This is a genomic window from Rouxiella sp. WC2420, from assembly GCF_041200025.1.
In the GTDB taxonomy this organism is placed as follows: Bacteria; Pseudomonadota; Gammaproteobacteria; order Enterobacterales; family Enterobacteriaceae; genus Rouxiella.
The window spans coordinates 4,451,638-4,471,577 of sequence record NZ_CP165628.1; the positions used below are offsets into that span (position 1 = coordinate 4,451,638).

Annotated in this window: 13 protein-coding genes; 2 read left to right on the forward strand and 11 right to left on the reverse strand. The window is 49.7% G+C overall.

What is annotated here, in order from left to right:
• Position 1 precedes the first annotated feature (1 nt).
• From cysI to AB3G37_RS20665, 3 genes are all read right to left on the reverse strand, one after another.
• Positions 2-1,717, reverse strand: a complete 1,716-nt coding sequence (cysI, locus tag AB3G37_RS20655) for an assimilatory sulfite reductase (NADPH) hemoprotein subunit (RefSeq protein ID WP_369791006.1) — start codon at positions 1,715-1,717, stop codon at positions 2-4.
• Between the two features lie 14 nt (positions 1,718-1,731).
• Positions 1,732-3,534, reverse strand: a complete 1,803-nt coding sequence (cysJ, locus tag AB3G37_RS20660; protein ID WP_369788948.1) for an NADPH-dependent assimilatory sulfite reductase flavoprotein subunit — start codon at positions 3,532-3,534, stop codon at positions 1,732-1,734.
• Between the two features lie 327 nt (positions 3,535-3,861).
• A complete protein-coding gene (locus AB3G37_RS20665; protein WP_369788949.1) occupies positions 3,862-4,704 on the reverse strand; it encodes a hypothetical protein in 843 nt (280 codons plus the stop codon).
• Here AB3G37_RS20665 and AB3G37_RS20670 point away from each other — a divergent pair.
• Together AB3G37_RS20670 and queD are read left to right on the forward strand one after the other, a co-directional pair.
• Positions 4,682-5,113, forward strand: coding sequence for a hypothetical protein (locus AB3G37_RS20670; protein ID WP_369788950.1), 432 nt, complete (start codon positions 4,682-4,684; stop codon positions 5,111-5,113). The genes AB3G37_RS20665 and AB3G37_RS20670 overlap by 23 nt on opposite strands.
• Before the next feature lie 129 nt (positions 5,114-5,242).
• Positions 5,243-5,602 (forward strand): 6-carboxytetrahydropterin synthase QueD, encoded by a 360-nt coding sequence (gene queD, locus AB3G37_RS20675; protein ID WP_369788951.1) that lies wholly within the window; start codon positions 5,243-5,245, stop codon positions 5,600-5,602.
• Between the two features lie 929 nt (positions 5,603-6,531).
• Here queD and queE read toward each other — a convergent pair.
• The 8 genes from queE to relA all read right to left on the reverse strand — a co-directional run bounded on the left by queE (position 6,532) and on the right by relA (position 19,837).
• Entirely contained in the window at positions 6,532-7,203 is a 672-nt protein-coding gene (queE, locus tag AB3G37_RS20680; protein WP_369791007.1) for a 7-carboxy-7-deazaguanine synthase QueE, read from the reverse strand.
• A 138-nt stretch (positions 7,204-7,341) separates the two neighbouring features.
• Complete coding sequence (locus AB3G37_RS20685; RefSeq protein ID WP_369788952.1) at positions 7,342-10,071, reverse strand: hypothetical protein; 2,730 nt, start codon at positions 10,069-10,071, stop codon at positions 7,342-7,344.
• 9 nt (positions 10,072-10,080) lie between these two features.
• Positions 10,081-11,249 (reverse strand): IS3 family transposase gene (locus tag AB3G37_RS20690; protein WP_369788052.1). Its coding sequence is split into 2 segments (ribosomal slippage): positions 10,081-11,000 and positions 11,000-11,249, totalling 1,170 coding nucleotides; the frame shifts between segments, so codons are not numbered across the junction.
• Positions 11,250-11,305: 56 nt separating this feature from the next.
• Positions 11,306-12,964: an OTU domain-containing protein gene (locus AB3G37_RS20695; protein ID WP_369788953.1), complete on the reverse strand. Its 1,659-nt coding sequence runs from the start codon at positions 12,962-12,964 to the stop codon at positions 11,306-11,308.
• Between the two features lie 314 nt (positions 12,965-13,278).
• Entirely contained in the window at positions 13,279-14,574 is a 1,296-nt protein-coding gene (gene eno, locus AB3G37_RS20700) for a phosphopyruvate hydratase (protein WP_369788954.1), read from the reverse strand.
• 83 nt (positions 14,575-14,657) lie between these two features.
• Positions 14,658-16,295 (reverse strand): glutamine hydrolyzing CTP synthase, encoded by a 1,638-nt coding sequence (pyrG, locus tag AB3G37_RS20705; RefSeq protein ID WP_009634613.1) that lies wholly within the window; start codon positions 16,293-16,295, stop codon positions 14,658-14,660.
• A 339-nt stretch (positions 16,296-16,634) separates the two neighbouring features.
• A complete protein-coding gene (mazG, locus tag AB3G37_RS20710; RefSeq protein ID WP_369788955.1) occupies positions 16,635-17,450 on the reverse strand; it encodes a nucleoside triphosphate pyrophosphohydrolase in 816 nt (271 codons plus the stop codon).
• A gap of 143 nt (positions 17,451-17,593) precedes the next feature.
• A complete protein-coding gene (relA, locus tag AB3G37_RS20715; protein ID WP_009634615.1) occupies positions 17,594-19,837 on the reverse strand; it encodes a GTP diphosphokinase in 2,244 nt (747 codons plus the stop codon).
• Positions 19,838-19,940 lie beyond the last annotated feature (103 nt).

Sequence of the window (19,940 nt, forward strand, 5' to 3'; positions counted from 1 at the left end):
GTCAGTCGTAAAAGTCGCGTGCCGGATCAAGCACCGGCTTGATGATTCCAGCGCGGATCACGTAATCGCCGAAGCCTTCATTCGCCGTGCGTTCTTTCGCCCAACGACCCACCAGCTCATCGATAATCGCCAGAATCTCTACATCGCTGATATTTTCGCGATACATACGCGGAATACGTGTACCTTCGCGGTTACCGCCCAGATGCAGGTTATAACGGTTCATGGCTTTACCGACTAACCCGATTTCGGCCAGTAGCGCACGACCACAGCCGTTAGGGCAGCCGGTCACGCGCAGTACAATGTGTTCTTTGCCGACACCGTGCCGATGCATGATGCCTTCGACCTGGGTCACGAACTCCGGCAGGAACCGTTCAGCTTCAGCCATCGCCAGCGGACAGGTTGGATAAGACACGCAGGCCATCGAGTTTTTACGCTGCTCGGTGACGCTGTCATCGATTAACCCGTGATTCCGTGCCAGGGTTTCGATCGCATCTTTATCTTTCTCGCTCACACCCGCAATAATCAGGTTCTGGTTCGCCGTAAGACGGAAATCGCCTTGGTGAATACGGGCAATCTCGGCCAGACCGGTTTTAAGCGGACGACCCGGATAATCCAAAATACGCCCATTCTCGATAAACAGTGTCAGGTGCCACTGATTGTCGATGCCTTTTACCCAGCCGATGCGATCGCCACGCCCGGTGAATTCGTAAGGACGGACGTCGCCAAAGGTAACTTCGGCACGTTTCTCGACTTCAGCCTTAAAGGTCTCAACGCCGACGCGCTCAAGGGTATATTTGGTTTTCGCATTCTTACGATTGGTGCGGTTGCCCCAGTCGCGCTGTGTGGTCACCACGGCTTCTGCGACGGCCAGCGTTTTATCCAATGGAATAAAGCCCAGCTCGCTGGCAGTACGGGCGTAGGTTGCCTTGTCGCCGTGAGCGATTGACAGGCCGCCGCCGACCAGCACGTTAAAGCCTACCAGCTTGCCGTTCTCGGCAATCGCGACAAAATTCAGGTCATTGGCGTGCAAATCCACGTCGTTCTGCGGCGGGATAACCACAGTCGTCTTAAATTTACGCGGCAGATAAGTCGAGCCTAGAATCGGCTCTTCGTCAGTGGTCTCAACCTTTTCCTGATCCAGCCAGACTTCTGCATAGGCACGAGTGCGCGGCAACAGGTGCTCGGAAATTTTCTTCGCCCACTGCCAGGCTTCATAATGCAGCTCTGACTCCACCGGGTTCGAAGTACACAGCACGTTACGGTTCACGTCATTGGCGGTCGCCAGCGCGTCGAGTCCCAGTTTGTTGAGCAACTGATGCACCGGCTTGACGTTCTGCTTCAAAATACCGTGAAACTGGAAGGTCTGACGGTTGGTAATACGGATACTGCCGTAAATAGTGCTGTCTTCGGCAAACTTGTCGATACCCAGCCATTGCTCAGGCGTCATCACTCCGCCCGGCAGGCGGCAGCGCAGCATCATTGCATGGCGCGGTTCGAGTTTTTGCTCGGCACGTTCGGCACGAATATCACGGTCATCCTGCTGGTACATGCCGTGAAAACGGATCAGCAGGAAGTTATCGCCATTAAAACCGCCGGTAAGGCCGTCAGACAGGTCTTCGGTAATAGTGCCACGCAGGAAATTACTTTCTTTTTTAAGGCGTTCTGCGTCAGTCAACTTGCCTTCGACCACCAAAGGTCCGGGATGTTTTTCGTTCATAATTTCGTTGCTCATTAATAGACATCTCGCTGATAGCGACGCTCAAAGCGCAGGTCACTCAAGAATTCATCGGCGGCTTCAAGGCTCATCGAACCATGCTCGGCGATAAGCTCGAGCAGTGTCTGTTCTACGTCTTTTGCCATACGGTTTGCATCACCGCAGACATAAATATGCGCGCCTTCCTGCAGCCATTGCCAGACCTCGGCACCTTTGGCGCGAATTTTGTCCTGCACATAAACCTTCTCGGACTGATCACGAGACCAAGCCAGATCGATATTGGTCAGCAGACCGTCTTTGACGTAGCGCTGCCATTCAACCTGATACAGGAAATCATCGGTAAAGTGCGGATTACCGAAGAACAGCCAGTTTTTGCCGCCTGCTCCGTCGTTGTCGCGCTGCTGCATAAAGGCGCGGAACGGCGCGATACCGGTTCCTGGGCCAATCATGATGACCGGCGTTTCGGAGTCGACCGGTAGTCGGAAGTTATCGTTGTGCTCAATAAACACGCGGACTTCACCCTCTTCTTCCAGACGATCGGACAAATAGCCAGAAGCACCACCGCTGCGCGCGCGGCCGTCAATGTCGTAGCGCACTACACCTACAGTAATGTGCACTTCGGTATCCGTTTCGGCCTGCGACGAGGCGATAGAATACAGGCGCGGCGTCAACGGGCGAAGCAGGTCGATTAGCTGTTGCGGCTGCAGCTCGGTCGGCGCACGGCGAACCATGTCTACAAACGGCGTGCTGTGGGCGTACTTTTGCAGCGCGCTCTTGTCAGTCAGCAGCGCCAGCAGATCGGTATCGCGACAAACCGCGGCATACTTATCGACAATCACCGTCGTGTTTTGCGTCAGTTCGATGTGATGCTGAAGCGCGTCACTCAACGGCAGGCTTTTGCCGTTAATATCGACAGGCTCATCGCCCTTCAACCACAACAGCTCAACGAGTTCTTTGACCAAAGCAGGATCGTTTTCAAACCATACGCCCAGCGCATCGCCCGGCTGATAACGCAGGCCAGAATCACCCAAATCTATTTCAATATGACGAACGTCTTTGTCAGAATCTCGACCGGTGATTTTTTGATTCACTGCAAGCAGCGCGGTCAGCGGCTCTTCCTTGGTGTATGGGCTGCTATCGACCAGATTAACATTACCGGCAACCGATGCCGCCTGAGCAACCGGCGATTCTGCAGGAACACGTTTTTTCAACGCTTCAACCACGCGCTGGATCCAGTCGGTGGCCAGATCCTGATATTCAACGTCGGCGTCAACGCGGTCGAGCAAACGCTCTGCGCCCAGCTCGCCCAGACGGGTGTCAAAGTCTTTGCCCGCCTGGCAGAAGAATTCGTAAGAAGTATCGCCGAGGCCAAACACTGCAAATGCGCTGTCAGCCATATTGGGAGCTTTCTTGGACATCAGGAATTTGTGCAGCGCAACCGCCTCTTCGGCAGGTTCGCCCTCTCCCTGAGTAGAGGCGACTAACAGCAACAGTTTCTCCTGGCCTATCTGCTTGAACTTGTAGTCGCCGGCATTCACCAGATTAACATTAAGCTTAGCTTCAACTAGTGCATCACGCAGCTGCTCGGCCAGACGGCGCGCATTACCGGTCTGCGAAGCAGAAATCAGAGTAATCGACGCTGCCGCGGCAACGGGAGCTGGCGCTGCTACCGCGCCCGGCTGCTGGTTGGTCAATCCCCAAAAATAACCTGAAAGCCAGGCCAATTGGGTCGGCGAGTATTCACCAATCGCCGATTGCAGCCGTGCCATTTGCTCCGGGTTTAGGGGGAGCAAAGAAGTAGGAGGTGCCTGAGTCGTCATCGCGGTACGAATTCCCTTATTGCTTAAGCCAGTATCAATGGGCCGTTAAATGGTTAAGAGTTTGATAGCTTGTAAGGTTAACCAGCAGGATCATAACAATTAAATAAGTGATGGGAATATTAAATAACCATAATGACTAAGTGTTTTTTCAGATAGGATCAACCAGTAAAAGTGGTAAAGCAGCGTTTATAGGCTACTGAAATAACTAATAAAAAAATCAGGGTTATTCGATATCAATAAATGGGGGGCTATAAATGAGAAAGCCCCGCATTTGCAGGGCTAAATTTTTCATTCCGTTCACCGACTTGCCGCCAGGCTGAACGGCAATTACGGGTTGAATTCGTGCTGCTGTTCGAAACGCGAGAACTGGCCCGCAGCGTAAATCGACATTTTAATATCGCTATGGCCAACATCCGGCAACGCCACGAAATGCCAGTTAAACGGCATATAGTTTTGTTCCGCCTGCTGCTGAGAAGTGGTAAAGAAATTCTCCGCACGCTCCAGTCGATTGGTGCCCTGCGCCATTGCGCCTTTTGAATGCAGTAGCTGATGATTTTCGGGATCGTCATCGCTGTTACCCACCGCAATCAAGATAGGTTTGGCAAAGTAGGCAGCCAGCTGGTTTTGATCGACCCGAATTGGCGATGCGCGCAGCCCGTAAGGCCAGCGTTGATCGGTATCCGGCAGTGTCCACCAGCCTGCAGCGGCGCAAATTGCGGCCTTGACCTGCGGCTGTGGGAGCAGCGTCAACATGCGATGCACAAACTGACAGCCTCCGCTGCTACCAAACAGATAGTACTGTGACTGAGTGGTAATACCCTGCTGATGCATGGCGCTGAAGATATCGTTGACCAGTGTGAAATCCCACTGCGCCTTTGGCAGACGGTGATGAGTCTTAGGATCCTGAATATTGCCCAGGGTATAGCCATAACTGCCCGGAAAATCCTGATCGGTAAAACGCGGCACCACGATGCGGAAATGATACTGATCGGCGACTTTTATCCATTCATTACGATAGGCCGCCGCGTTGCGATCGACACCGGTCATCGCCATGATGACTGGCGTACTGGCGTCGGTTCCAGCCGGTTGATAGGTAAAGACCTCAAGCGGCTTTTTATTGCCACCGGCAGGAAAATAGAAGCTGCCGGTGCCGTCAGCCAGAGTTTTCAACACAATTCCATTTGGTTTAGCCGGCGCTTTCACCGGAGCCACTTTTGACTGCGCGGATTTTGCAGCCGCTGATTTCGCAGAATTAGCCGGTGCCTCGGCCGAAGGTGAAAGAGCAGCTGCTGGGGCGGACGGTGCCGCCGCAGGTGTAGAGTTTGCTGGAACCGCTGTTGTCGCAGGAGCTGCAGGCGTTACCGGGACCGCTGGCGTTGCTGTCGCCGGGACAGGGGAAACCGGTGCAGCGGGCGCACTGTGGTTTGCCGCCGCAGCATCAGTTGCAGCAGGCAAGGAGTTCGTCGTCGATGAATTATCGGCTTCAACTGTTGCAGAAAAAACCAGCAACAAAACGGCCAAACGCAGCGCTCTAATCATTCACTATCTCAATAGGTTAGTTCTAACGCTCCCAATGTAAGTCATCGGGTCATCTAGAGTAAATACACCAAAGCGCAATAACTGTATATTCGCAGAGCAGATAACTCATGGCGTAACGGGCCACTTTCCGTTAATATGCCGCGTTTTTTGCAGTCAACGAGACAGTGTCATGACCACTACATTATTTAAAGATTTTATGTTCGAAGCCGCTCATCACCTGCCTCACGTTCCCGCTGGGCACAAGTGTGGTCGTCTGCATGGGCACTCATTTGCCGTGCGCCTGGAGATCACCGGTGAAGTCGATTCACACACTGGCTGGGTAATGGATTTTGCCGAGCTGAAAGCTGCGTTCGCGCCTACGTTGGATAGCCTGGATCACTATTATCTTAATGATATCCCAGGTCTTGAAAATCCCACCAGCGAAGTGCTCGCCAAATGGATCTGGGACAAGATGAAGCCGCAATTGCCGATGCTGAGCGCAGTGCGCATCAAAGAAACCTGCACCGCCGGCTGCGTTTATCGCGGTTAAACTGCCCGCCCAGAAATATCCTCAAGCTCACAAAATACCTGTAAGCCCAGGTTACAGCAGCAATTTTCAAAGCCATTGATGATGTAACGTGGCGGCAAGCGCGCAAGTCCCAATGAGCTGACATGAGTCAGTGATTCGGGCGAGCAAGCGAAGCAACGCTGCCACAGTGATAAGACGACAGAATGAATTTTCAAAGTCATTGTTGCTGTGGCAAGGCGCACAGCGCGCAAGTCCCAATGAGCTGACATGAGTCAGTGATTCGGGCGAGCAAGCGAAGCAACGCCGCCACAGTGACAAGATGACAGAATGAATTTTCAAAGTCATTGTTGCTGTGGCAAGGCGCACAGCGCGCAAGTCCCAATGAGCTGACATGAGTCAGTGATTCGGGCGAGCAAGCGAAGCAACGCCGCCACAGTGACAAGACGACAGAATGAATTTTCAAAGTCATTGTTGCTGTGGCAAGGCGCACAGCGCGCAAGTCCCGATGAGCTGACATGAGTCAGTGATTCGGGCGAGCAAGCGAAGCAACGCTGCCACAGTGACAAGACGACAGAATGAATTTTCAAAGCCATTGTTGCTGTGGCAAGGCGCACAGCGCGCAAGTCCCGATGAGCTGACATAAGTCAGTGATTCGGGCGAGCAAGCGAAGCAACGCTGCCACAGTGACAAGACGACAGAATGAATTTTCAAAGTCATTGTTGCTGTGGCAAGGCGCACAGCGCGCAAGTCCCGATGAGCTGACATGAGTCAGTGATTCGGGCGAGCAAGCGAAGCAACGCTGCCACAGTGACAAGACGACAGAATGAATTTTCAAAGCCATTGTTGATGTGGCAAGGCGCACAGCGCGCAAGTCCCGATGAGCTGACATGAGTCAGTGATTCGGGCGAGCAAGCGAAGCAACGCTGCCACAGTGACAAGGGCGAAGAAAATTAGGCGATGTTTAAGTATTTGTGCGTTTGCATCGACAACCGCCAGTTCTTTGCAATACAAGTTGCAATACACAGTTTGGTGGCTTCATCCTTCTGGCTGATCGGTTGCAGGGCGATAATTCGCGCTTTCTGATCATTTAGCGTTGCCAGCAGTTCTTCAAGAGCGTCGACATCACGCTGGCGAGCCACAGGATGTTTAATCTCATCGGCACGCTGCAATGCCTGCGGCAGAATGTCGTAACCCCCGCGCATGTTCACTTTTGGTGAAACAGTTACCCAAGTTTTTTCCGAGCAGCGCACTTCATGCGTGCCGCTGGTTTCAATTTGGCAGCTGTAACCCTGCTCTTCCAGCAGCTTTGTCAGCGGCTGTAAGTCATAAATGCACGGCTCTCCACCGGTGATCACCACGTGTTTCGCTGTCCATCCCTGTTTCTGGATAACCTGATGAAGCTGCTCGGCAGTGGCATTGCCCCACGCGTCAGTCTCTTCGGTTTTTACCAGGATACGCTGCATATCGACTTCACGATCGGCGAATTTTTCCCAGGTGTGTTTCGTATCGCACCAGCTGCAACCCACTGGGCAGCCTTGCAAACGAATAAAAATAGCCGGCACGCCGGTAAAAAAGCCTTCCCCTTGCAGGGTTTCGAACATCTCGTTAATCGGGTACTGCATGCGTATCTCGGTTTTAAAGGGATCAATGTGCATTATCGCAGACATCTTGCCTTGAGCCAAACCTATCGCATAATGCAAAATTGTGTGGGCTTAGCGCATCTGTCTGAAGGTATTGGGAGTTTAGCGGTTTTCACTTAGCTAAAGTTTTTCTGCAACGCGGGATGTTTGCTGGTTGAAGCCATGCTGACTCTGCATCTGTCGTTTTAGCCCCCTATTTTTAATATCCTTAATTTCCTGATTGACTATCTGAGTGCGATAACTCAACCGCACCAAGTCCAGCGCTGCCGTATTGCTGGTATGTCGATTCAAGGCCTGATCGATGATTTTTTGGATAGAGTCTGACTTGCTCTGGGTCATTTTATCACCCCGCAACCTTGAGAATCGCGCTGTCAGAGTGTCGTGGTCATCGTTAATTGTATTCGACTGCCGAGGCATGAAATTCAATATTGATAACTGCTCGGACAGACTGTCTCGACTCTCACCCGAAGCTTGAATATCATAGTGTTGATTTGAAAAATCACTTTTAGACCTCGGCGACGCAGAAGTTAAACTCGTTGCGGATTGAGTGACTTGGGTCAAAATTTCCGCTAATAAAAGCGGGATCAAATTTATCGGCGAAGGTTGCTCCGAAGAAGAATTCATCGCCAGCCGTCTTGCAATTTCTTGCTCTTCAAACAGACGATCTTTTTGAAGCGTGGCGCTGCCTGCATGAGCAGTCATTTGTCGAAAATCTTTCAGTACATTGGAAAGTAGTGAAATAAAGTGCACTAGAGGCGCACCAGGGTCTTTCTGAACCTGCTGAAGGCTGAGGTGATTAAAAGCGAGTTGTTTTTCGTACCTTCCCAGCCGCAAATATTCACTCGTTAACGCGGATTCTAGCTTGTTCTGCCCAGTCATAATGCGTGCAGATAGTGCCTGCTGCGGACTTGCCAGCGCCGAGGTGTTAACCGAAGGCTCCGCCATGGTAATACGGCTTTTTTGGTACAGCGAGGCAATTTTCCGATCGTTGTCGAGAAGCTGGTAGTTCCCCAACAATGTCACGATTTGCTGCGCCTGAAGCGACAGAGGTCCGGGTTTTCTCAGCCAATCATTCAAGGCTTCATGTTTGATGCGATTTAACCCGTCCCGACTGGACTGCATCATCACCAGAGAGTGTGAAAAGTCATTTTTACGGGTGTTGAGGAAATGTTTTAATTCTCGGTGTGAGCCTTCTGACTGACCTGCGGCAAGCAATAGGTGAATAAATTTACTACTGGTTTGATACTTTTCACTATTAATGAGGGCTAGCGCGCGCGTTGCGGGGGAAATATCCCATACTGAATGTTCAAGGGTCAGAGCGTAAACGTCCCGCGATGTCAGGGCCTGCGCGTTAAATAGCTGATGGATAAGTTCGAAATAGTACGACAAAAGTTGATCGACAGGCTGAACATATTCACTAACCGTTGCCAGCTCAACGCCCGTGCTGGCGCGCTGCTTTAGATACTCAGCGGCTTGTTCAGGCGAAGTTTCAGCAATGCTCGCGCATTTAAGTAACGTCTCGTAGGCAGAAATCAGTGACAATGCATGATGATGAAATTTGAGACCTGAATTTTCTGCAAGCAGCAGGGAATGACGCTTTTGTAGCAGCATTTCAGGCATTATCGAAAGAACATCATGCTGAGTTCCCCCCTTACTTTGCTCACTGGGCAGTACAGCAGTCATTGTATTAGTGGCAGCAGTACGAGTTTGTAAGCCGGATGATCCCGCAATCCCCAAAGAAGATGCCCCTCCTTCACCGTCTCGATCCTCGTCACGCTTACGCTTGAATCGGGACTGGTTTTTTTCCGCATCGTATTGACTTGGTGCAGAACCGGAAAGCAAAGAACAGTCGGCAACCAGCCTGACCAACGCCAAATACGCCTGAATTTTCTCATGGCGGATAGTCAGTGTCGGCTGCCGACCATAATCATTGGCAAAATCTAGCTCAATACAATCTTGTAACAACTGAAGGTTATTTTGCACATTTTGCCTATGTACCATCGCGATATTTCCGATAATTTTTTTTTCAGGTTGCGGTGAACTTATAAGATACAACGCATCCGGCATTATATTGATATGAGTGGTAGGCAGTGTGTTCTGAGTATAATTTCGCTCGCCGGCAGGATTGAAATAATTGCTAAAGTTACTCTTAATGAAACCTTTCCCAATAGCGATATTTTTTACCTGGGCAAGTGAACGAAACAACGCCTCTTCGGAAAGCCGTTGAACTATATCTAAGACTTCATTGGGGCAACATTCTATTCTCTGTATCAATTGGCTGTTCGCTGCTACTCTGGCAAGCAAACTTTCCCAATCTTTTGCGGGTTGATAACCCTCTAAGCTTGCTTCGTATATTCGATTCGCTATAGCCAGGATATCATCTTGATATTCTCCAACGAGCAAATACACCAACTGATTATCATTAAGAGTCTGCTTGCTTAAGCGCTGTAACAGATGTTGGCTGTGCTTGAAAAGAGAAGTTAACGGCTGTTGATCCTGCAACGAATTATTGAACACTCTCCCCATGTAAATAAGAGTTTCTATCAGGGTAAACACATTCGGTTCATTGTGGAGTCTAGGATTAGGCATGGTTTGAAAAAGATTTAATAATGTATTGTCGTTAAGGTTTTTCATCCAGCTAATATCGACATCTCCCGTGCGTGTTATCTCGGTCATCGCGGTACAGCAGTAAAACCCAATACATGAAAGTCGTGTATTAGAAATAGCCTTATCGCTGAGCCATTTTTCAATTAAAGAAACACTTAATCCTCGTGCTCCACAAGGAAGGCCTTCTATATTCATCTCTGTAATGGGATAATCGTCACCGATGATTAATGGCGCAATTGGCATCTGTAGTGGTCAACAAAAACTGGCCACCGCGTTAGAGTTTTTCCAGTATCGGTTTTCCGATTCGTTTGGTGGTAACCCACCATTATATTCGTGCGGTCTTAGTACACTGTAATATCCAACGATATAGTCCGTTATGGCGTGAGCTGCATCGCTGAAGCTTACGTAACCCGTCACCGGCACCCATTCGTTCTTCAGACTCCTGAAGAAGCGCTCCATTGGGCTGTTATCCCAGCAGTTTCCGCGCCGGCTCATACTCTGTCTGATCCTGTATCGCCACAGTAACTGCCGGAACTGCCTGCTTGTATAATGACTACCCTGGTCGCTGTGGAACATCACCCCGACGGGCTTACCGCGAGTTTCCCATGCCATTTCCAGCGCTTTCATGGTGAGTCTGCTGTCCGGCGAGAACGACATTGCCCAACCCACTGGTTTTCTTGCGAACAGGTCGAGAACAACGGCGAGGTACGCCCAGCGTTTACCTGTCCAGATATAGGTCACATCACCGCACCACACCTGGTTGGGCTCCGTTACGGCGAACTGTCGCTCAAGATGGTTCGGGATAGCAACGTGCTCATGACCGCCACGTTTATACCGGTGAGTCGGCTGCTGGCAACTGACCAGTCCCAGCTCTTTCATGAGCCTGCCAGCAAGCCAGCGCCCCATCTGGTAGCCTCTCTGGGTTGCCATTGTGGCGATGCTTCTTGCTCCGGCCGAACCGTGGCTGATGCCATGCAGCTCAAGTACCTGACTGCGTAATATAGCCCGTCTGCCGTCTGGCTTTTCAGGACGGTTTTTCCAGTATTTGTAGCTGCTGCGATGAACCCCGAACACATGGCAGAGTGTGGCCACAGGATAACGCGCCCTGAGTTTCCCGATTATCGAGAACTGTTCAGGGAGTCTGACATCAAGAGCGCGGTAGCCTTTTTTAATATTTCATTTTCCATTTCAATACGTTGCATCTTCTTCCTGAGCTCACGTATTTCGATTTGTTCCGGCGTTATCGGGGAAGCTTTTGGCGTTTTGCCCTGACGCTCATCACGCAGTTGTTTGACCCATTTCGTCATCGTGGAAAGACCTACATCCATAGCCTTAGCGGCATCAGAGACGGTGTAGTTTTGATCGACAACCAGCTGAGCAGATTCGCGTTTGAATTCAGGACTAAAATTTCTTCTTTTCATTGGAGCACCTGTGTTGTTCTGAGGTGAGCATATCACCTCTGTTCAGGTGGCCAAATTCAGTAAACCACTTCAATCCCGCTAAGCAGTATTTCCAGACGTTCACGACGATTATCATTTAATACTTTGATAATATTTTCATACGCGTGATACCCTGCCGAAAAGACTTTCTGTTCATCCTTACTAATAATGCTCCTTTCCTGTAGCAAGGGAGAGTTATTGGCTGTTGACTCCAGTAGATTAAGCAGAGGTTGCCTCATCAAAAAACGCATTTCAAGCAATCTGAGTAATCGGTTTGCTATCACCTCGCGTTCTATGGCATCTCCCCGATTGATTAATTCAGCCAGCGGCGTTTGGTAATCATAATTATCGGGGTGGTAATCATCCATTTGTTGCGCCTCCGTATTTTCCCTCATGCTATGTTCAATAAGCTCCTCAGGCAAATAGAGTCGAATAGTTTCAAAAAAGTAGGTATAGGTGTTTTTTATTTTACTAATTAAGGCGGGTGCGATAACTTCGGTCGAGTCAGCATCATGAACTTGAAGCTGTATTTCATTGATAGCGTTAGTCAGGTCATGGCTTTTTATGCCGATTAATGCATATAAATCCATCATTAATGCCAGTTGCGCATCTTGTAATGCACCGTTCAACTGTAAAGCAGTCATACCTTTTCGTATTGCAAGATGAACAACATCCTCATTAAAAAGGGAAAGAAGCAAAGATTCAGGCCCTATAATATTTTCACACCTCATAAAATCATTAACTTTTAATTGTAATATATTTTGATTCTTAACAAGCTGATTACTCATTTCATTTAGGCGATAATTATTGACTATTGCATCTTGTATAATGGTTTCGTTATTATTAATAAGCCTTATTAAAGACTCTGTCCGCTCTTTATTTTCAAACACCATAAAATGTTGAATTATTTCACCGACTCTTTTCTTCTGCTCAGGAGTCAAGCTGCTTTCAGCCTCCGATTTACGCATATTATAAAGTTCACTAATCAATATCGTTTGCATATTGGATAGTATTTTTTCTTTGATTTCTGGGAATAGCCTATCTAATACAGCTAACTTTCCAGGTAAGTCTTCCAAAGGTTTCAAGCCCCAGGAACAATTACCCACAGAGTCGGCGTAGTCTTCCCAGTGTTCGTTTACGTGGTCTGCTGCCAAATTACGGTATTGGCTAGCGCATTTATCACCACCATGCAAAGCCTGGGAGACCACCCTAAAGAAACCGTCACCATCGAAAGAGGAAAATGACCTGTTATCACTTTGAACCAGACTGTAATGCTCATAATTGGCCGTAGAAAATCGCTTAATTATTACCTTAGGGGCATTTATATCGCCAATTTTGCAATAGCCGAAAGGCTCCTGGAAAAGGATTTGAATATTCAAGGCATCGGCGAGCGCGCGAATAGTGATATCGGCCATATCACGATGCCAATAGCCGGGTGTTCGAATGTTGCCTACTGTCTTTTCTCGATGAGTTATTGCTTCCGATCGCCCTTCCCCTATGGTGAATGAAGTGCCGCCAAGCACTCTGGATTGAAGTGTATTACTCCCCGTTGCCGAGCCGAATAAGCTTTGTGGCTGTAAAGGCGAACTCCTCGCATCAATAAAATGAGCTGTTGTACTATTGTGTCTACTTAATTGAGCATTTTGACTTAACGTTGAAACCGTAGAAGCATTAGAAATAACACCATGGTCTGACATTCTGTCTTCCTTATATATCTGAGCGCCAACTCATACATTCCATTGATATTTAATAGCATTACTTATGGAATGAAATTTATTATTAACAAGCACAACCTATTTGGTTCAGTTATGAAATAAGGTTTTTAAGATAATAATAAGTAAGGTAAATAGTCTTACTCTCGCTCTCAAAGAGTCTAAAGAGTTTGTGAGCTAAATCTATAACAGAACGATTAAGTGCAATTTCTAAAAGGAAGGCGTAATAAGGAGCAATTGATTATAGACAGATATAAAAAAACCCGCCGAAGCGGGTTTTATAAAGCCAGGATCTGAGATTACTGACCTTTAACTTCTTTCAGACCGTGGAACGGAGCAGAATCACCCAGCGCTTCTTCGATACGAATCAGCTGGTTGTATTTAGCTACGCGGTCAGAACGGCTCATAGAACCGGTTTTGATCTGGCCAGCTGCAGTACCTACCGCCAGGTCAGCGATGGTTGCATCTTCAGTCTCGCCTGAACGGTGAGAAATAATAGCCGTATAGCCTGCATCTTTAGCCATCTTGATTGCAGCCAGAGTTTCGGTCAGAGAACCGATCTGGTTGAATTTAATCAGGATGGAGTTAGCGATACCTTTATCGATACCTTCTTTCAGGATCTTGGTGTTGGTAACGAACAGATCGTCGCCCACCAGCTGGATTTTGTCGCCCAGCACTTTAGTCTGGTAAGCGAAACCATCCCAGTCAGATTCGTCCAGACCGTCTTCGATAGAAACGATTGGATATTGCTTGGTCAGGTCTTCCAGGAAGTGAGTGAACTCTTCAGAGGTGTAGGCTTTGTTGCCTTCGCCAGCCAGAACGTATTTACCGTCCTTGTAGAATTCTGAAGCCGCACAGTCCATCGCCAGAGTGATGTCTTTGCCCAGCTCGTAACCCGCAAGTTTTACCGCTTCAGCGATAACAGCCAGAGCTTCTGCGTTGGAACCCAGGTTTGGCGCGTAGCCACCTTCGTCACCTACTGCAGTACCCATACCTTTTGATTTCAGAACTTTAGCCAGAGTGTGGAAAACTTCAGAACCGATACGCACGGCTTCTTTCAGCGTTTTCGCGCCAACAGGCTGGATCATGAATTCTTGAATGTCGACGTTGTTGTCGGCGTGCTCACCACCGTTGATGATGTTCATCATAGGCAGTGGCATAGAATATTTGCCAGGAGTGCCATTCAGTTCCGCGATGTGTGCGTACAGTGGCAGGCCTTTAGAGGCAGCAGCAGCTTTAGCAGCAGCAAGAGAAACAGCCAGAATTGCGTTAGCGCCGAATTGGGATTTGTTTTCGGTACCGTCAAGCTCGATCATGATCTTGTCGATATTAGCCTGGTCTTTGGCGTCTTTGCCTTGCAGAGCCTGAGCGATAGGACCGTTAACCGCGTCAACCGCTTTAGTTACGCCTTTACCCAGAAAACGAGATTTATCACCGTCACGCAATTCCAGAGCTTCGCGAGAACCCGTCGACGCACCTGATGGTGCAGCAGCCAGACCTACGAAACCGCCTTCCAGATGTACTTCAGCTTCAACGGTCGGGTTACCACGGGAGTCGATGATTTCACGACCGAGCACTTTAACGATTTTGGACATTAGGATTTCCTCAGTACAAGTTAACTAAAGCTTCAGACTCCACGACAGACTGCATTCCCGCGGCCTGTCGTGGGCCCTATATTTTATTTTACCTGACGCTTCTGATACTCACCGGCTGCCTTGACAAAGCCTGCAAACAACGGATGACCATCACGCGGCGTTGACGTAAATTCCGGGTGGAACTGACAAGCTACAAACCATGGATGGTCAGGCAGCTCGATCATTTCTACCAGTTGCTTATCGCCAGAGCGACCCGCGATGCGTAAACCAGCTTCTTCAATTGGCTTGAGCAGCATGTTGTTTACTTCATAACGGTGACGATGACGTTCAACAATCGTTGGTTCGCCGTACATCTGACGGACCAGGCTGCCTTCGGTCAGGTGACATTGCTGACCACCTACACGCATTGTGCCGCCCAAATCACTCTCTTCGGTACGTACTTCTACGTTACCGTTTTCATCACGCCATTCAGTAATCAGCGCCACGACAGGGAATTTACAGTCTGGCACAAATTCTGTTGAGTTCGCATTTTCCATACCGACGACGTTACGGGCAAACTCAATCAGCGCAACTTGCATACCCAGGCAGATGCCCAGATAAGGAATGTTGTTTTCACGCGCATAACGCGCGGTCATCAACTTGCCTTCAACACCACGATAGCCGAAACCGCCAGGGATCAGGATAGCATCCAGATCTTTCAGCATTTCTACGCCGCGGGTTTCAACGTCCTGCGAATCGATCAGCTTGATGTTCACGGTCAGACGATTTTTCAGGCCTGCGTGTTTCAGCGCTTCGATAACCGATTTGTAAGCATCCGGCAGCTCGGTGTATTTACCGACCATACCAATGTTGACTTCACCGCCCGGGTTGGCTTCTTCATAGATAACCTGTTCCCACTCGGCCAGATCGGCTTCTTTGCAGCTCAAGCTGAATCGTTTACAAATATAATCGTCCAGACCCTGTGATTTCAAGAGCGCCGGGATTTTATAAATTGAATCAACGTCTTTTAAAGAGATAACCGCTTTCTCTGGCACGTTACAGAACAGCGCAATTTTTGCGCGTTCGTTGGCAGGAACCGGGCGGTCCGAACGGCAGATCAACACATCTGGTTGAATACCGATAGACAGCAGTTCTTTAACCGAGTGCTGAGTAGGCTTGGTTTTGACTTCACCGGCAGCTGCCATGTATGGCACCAAAGTCAGGTGCATGTACAGCGTGTGCTCGCGGCCAACGTCAACCGCCATCTGGCGGATCGCTTCGAGGAATGGCAGAGATTCGATATCACCGACGGTACCGCCGATTTCAACCAGAACCACGTCATGACCTTCGCCGCCTTCAATAATACGTTCTTTGATGGCGTTGGTGATGTGCGGAATAACCTGAATGGTCGCGCCGAGATAATCGCCACGGCGCTCTTTGCGCAGGACGTCGGAGTAAATACGACCGGTAGTAAAGTTGTTACGGCGGGTCATTTTGGTGCGAATGAAACGTTCGTAGTGACCCAGATCGAGATCGGTTTCAGCACCGTCTTCGGTAACGAAAACTTCACCGTGCTGGGTTGGGCTCATGGTACCCGGATCGACGTTGATATACGGATCGAGTTTCATGATGGTAACGTTCAAACCACGGGCTTCGAGAATAGCCGCCAGAGAGGCTGCGGCAATGCCTTTACCCAGAGAGGATACAACCCCGCCGGTCACAAAAATATAATTAGTTGTCATGCTGAACCTGAGAGGTTAGGTTTAAAGACGATGGAAGAACCAAGACGGGAAAATAGTATACCCGAACCTTCGATGCCTCACAAACGATCGTTTTACTCTCTTCACCTCGGAGCCTTCCAGCGCCCCCTCTCATGGAAATTTCAGACCTTAACATCACAAAACCTTTATTAAACAGCTAGTTATTAAACATTTCCAGCTAAAAAAAACCGTTACGCCGTAAAAAAAGGCTTTATAATTCAATTTATTAATTTTTTATGTTTTACCGAAAATTCATCAGCTCGAGCTATGTTAACAGCGTTGAGTGGCAAGGTTTTGATATCGATCACGGTAAGATTAAAATTATTTTGCTGTTGATTTTTCCAGCAGCTTGACCTGTTGCCAGGCGTCTTCCATTTGATCAAGACTGGCATCATCCATGGTTAAGCCTCGGTCGCGAATGATCTGTTCAACCTGACGAAAACGACGCTCGAATTTGATGTTGGCTGCCTGGAGTGCGCTTTCAGCCTTGTGACCCAAATGGCGAGAGAGATTGACCGTGGCAAACAACAGATCGCCGATTTCTTCGCCCAATTTCTCTTGATCAACGACCGCCTGTTTCGCCTCGAACATCACCTCGTCGATTTCTTCATAGACCTTGTCGAGCACCGGACCCAATGTGTCCCAGTCAAATCCGACGTTGGCACAGCGCTTCTGGATTTTATGCGCTTTCATCAGGGCTGGAAGGGTGGCGGGGATATCGTCGAGCGCCGAATATAACGCCTTGTCAGCTCGCTCGCGGGTTTTACCCTTTTCCCAGTCCAGCAATACCTGAGCCTGGTCTTTGCCAACGGTATTTTCATCGGCATCGAAAATATGCGGATGACGGCGTTCAAGCTTGTCAGAAATCGCGTTACAGATGTCGTCAAAATTGAACAGCCCCTGCTCACTGCCCATCTGGGCGTAAAACACGACCTGAAATAGCAGATCGCCAAGTTCGTCGCGCAGGTCGACGAAATCCTGACGCTGGATAGCATCAAGCACCTCATAAGTTTCTTCCAGCGTGTAAGGGGCGATAGTCTCGAAGCTCTGCGCTTTGTCCCACGGACAGCCAGCAAGGGGGTCACGCAGGGTTTTCATGATAGAAAGCAGGCGTTGCAGGGGAACCGTAGAAGTCATTGAGTATTCCGAAATATCAAAAAATAAGTCATCTACGTCATTGAAGTTGCAGTAGGCTAACGGATCCTGAATCACTGGCTTGAGTCAGTGATTCAAATGAGCCAGCTCCGTTAACGCTGCTGCAGTTTCAAAGGCGACAAAGATTAGCTGCCGTGCAGGCGCTTGGCCTCGATAACATCCGGCAGCTGATTCAACTTGGCAACAACCCTGCTCAATACTTGCGGATTATAAATCTCGATGTCCATATCGATGGTTGCCAGCATATTTTTGGTGTCGCTGCGGCTCGCAACGCCCAGTACATTAACTTTTTCGTTAGCCAGAATGGTGGTGATATCTCGTAGTAGCCCACTCCTGTCGTTTGCCACTACGCGCAGCACCAGCGAGTATCCGCTTGAATAACTTTCGCCCCACACTGCATCGACGATACGCTCAGGCGCGTGCGACTTGAGATCTTCCAATTGGTCACAATCGGCGCGGTGAATCGAAATTCCTCGCCCCTGGGTGATAAAACCAATGATCTCGTCACCGGGTATCGGCTGGCAACAGCGGGCGATGTGGTGCATCAGATTGCCCACGCCCTCAACCACCACACGGCCGTTTTCTTTAGAACCACTGCGCACCGGAGCACGGGTGGTTTTCTGCGTCAGCTGGCGCAGAGCCTCTTCGTCAAGCTCTTCGAGACTCGGTTTTTTCAGCTGCGATTGCAGATAATTCGCCATCTGATTAAGGCGGATATCGCCGTTGCCTATTGCTGCCAGCAGCTCGTCAAGCGAATTGAAGTTGTAACGCGGCAACAGCAGTTTTTCTGCATCTTTGTACGAAATATCCAGACGTTCCAGCTCGTCGTCGAGAATTTGCTTCCCGGCGATGATGTTTTTGTCACGATCCTGCTTACGGAACCAGTTCTGGATCTTCGAACGCCCGCGGCTGGTGGTGATATATCCCAGACTTGGGTTCAGCCAGTCACGGCTCGGGTTCGGATGCTTTTGAGTGATGACCTCAATCTGGTCGCCCATTTGCAGCTGATAGGTAAACGGCACGATGCGGCCACCAATTTTGGCGCCGATGCAACGATGTCCCACGTCGCTGTGAATGTGGTAGGCGAAGTCCAGCGGCGTTGAGCCGGTTGGCAAATCGACCACGTCACCTTTCGGGGTAAACACATAGACTCGGTCGTCGAAGACCTGACTGCGAACCTCGTCGAGCATCTCGCCCGAATCGGCCATTTCTTCCTGCCAGGCAATAAGTTTGCGCAGCCAGGCAATACGCCCTTCGTAGCCGCCACTGCGACCACCGACCACGGCCGTGCCTTCTTTATATTTCCAATGCGCCGCTACGCCGAGCTCGGCATCTTCGTGCATCTGGCGGGTGCGAATCTGCACCTCGAGCGTTTTACCGCGCGGGCCAAGGACAACGGTATGAATCGACTGATAACCGTTGGGTTTCGGGTTGGCAACGTAGTCATCGAATTCGTCAGGCAGATGACGGAAATGAGTATGTACGATACCCAATGCGGCATAGCAATCCTGCAGGCGTTCGACCACGACACGCACGGCGCGCACGTCAAACAGCTCGTCGAAGGACAGGGATTTTTTCTGCATCTTGCGCCAGATGCTGTAGATATGTTTTGGTCGCCCGTACACATCAACTTTAATGCCCTCTTCCGCCATGGCGTTACGCACGGTAGACACGAAGTCGTCAATGTACTGCGCGCGGTCAATGCGGCGCTCATGCAGCAGTTTGGCAATGCGCTTGTACTCATCGGGGTGCAGATAACGGAAGCAGAAATCCTCCAGCTCCCATTTCAACTGGCCGATGCCGAGGCGGTTTGCCAGTGGCGCATAAATATTGGTACATTCTTTAGCCGCCAGCACGCGCTCTTCTTCCGGCGCGTCTTTGACTTCACGCAGGTGAGCAATACGCTCGGCGAGTTTTAAGACCACGCAGCGGAAGTCTTCGACCATCGCCAACAACATGCGGCGAACATTGTCGACCTGCTCCGAGCCCATGGAGTCGTTTTGCGTAGCTTTAAGCTGGCGTATGGCGTCCATATCGCGCACACCATGCACCAGATAGGTGATTTCTTTCCCGAAGTCTTTGGTGAGCGTGTCTTCGTCGATAACATTCTCATCAACCAGCGGGAAAAGCAGCGCCGCGCGCATGCTGTCGTTGTCCATGCTCAGCGTGGAAAGAATCTCGACCATTTCCAGGCCGCGCCAAAGCAGCAGCGAGGCATCGGGATGCCCTTGAGTTTGTTGCTCGCAGTAGCGCCAGGTTACGGCTAAACGCTCACATGATTCCTGGCTGGAGATGCCTAAAGTCGTGATCCACTCGTCAAGCGCAAATTCGCCAGCCGTATTCAAATGTGCACTTCGTACCGCAACCATAACCACTCCCTACGTTTCTGGTATACCCATCGTACTTAAGCTTTTACTACTATTACGCGGGTATCTATTTTAAGCACCAGACTGGTTGATAAACAAAGCCATC

What these genes read in the sequence shown, in the direction of transcription:
- eno (WP_369788954.1), bottom strand. Translation starts at nt 14,574, where the DNA reads ATGTCCAAAATCGTTAAAGTGCTCGGTCGTGAAATCATCGACTCCCGT.
- pyrG (WP_009634613.1), bottom strand. Translation starts at nt 16,295, where the DNA reads ATGACAACTAATTATATTTTTGTGACCGGCGGGGTTGTATCCTCTCTG.
- AB3G37_RS20695 (WP_369788953.1), bottom strand. Translation starts at nt 12,964, where the DNA reads ATGTCAGACCATGGTGTTATTTCTAATGCTTCTACGGTTTCAACGTTA.
- relA (WP_009634615.1), bottom strand. Translation starts at nt 19,837, where the DNA reads ATGGTTGCGGTACGAAGTGCACATTTGAATACGGCTGGCGAATTTGCG.
- AB3G37_RS20685 (WP_369788952.1), bottom strand. Translation starts at nt 10,071, where the DNA reads ATGCCAATTGCGCCATTAATCATCGGTGACGATTATCCCATTACAGAG.
- mazG (WP_369788955.1), bottom strand. Translation starts at nt 17,450, where the DNA reads ATGACTTCTACGGTTCCCCTGCAACGCCTGCTTTCTATCATGAAAACC.
- cysI (WP_369791006.1), bottom strand. Translation starts at nt 1,717, where the DNA reads ATGAACGAAAAACATCCCGGACCTTTGGTGGTCGAAGGCAAGTTGACT.
- cysJ (WP_369788948.1), bottom strand. Translation starts at nt 3,534, where the DNA reads ATGACGACTCAGGCACCTCCTACTTCTTTGCTCCCCCTAAACCCGGAG.
- queE (WP_369791007.1), bottom strand. Translation starts at nt 7,203, where the DNA reads ATGCAGTACCCGATTAACGAGATGTTCGAAACCCTGCAAGGGGAAGGC.
- queD (WP_369788951.1), top strand. Translation starts at nt 5,243, where the DNA reads ATGACCACTACATTATTTAAAGATTTTATGTTCGAAGCCGCTCATCAC.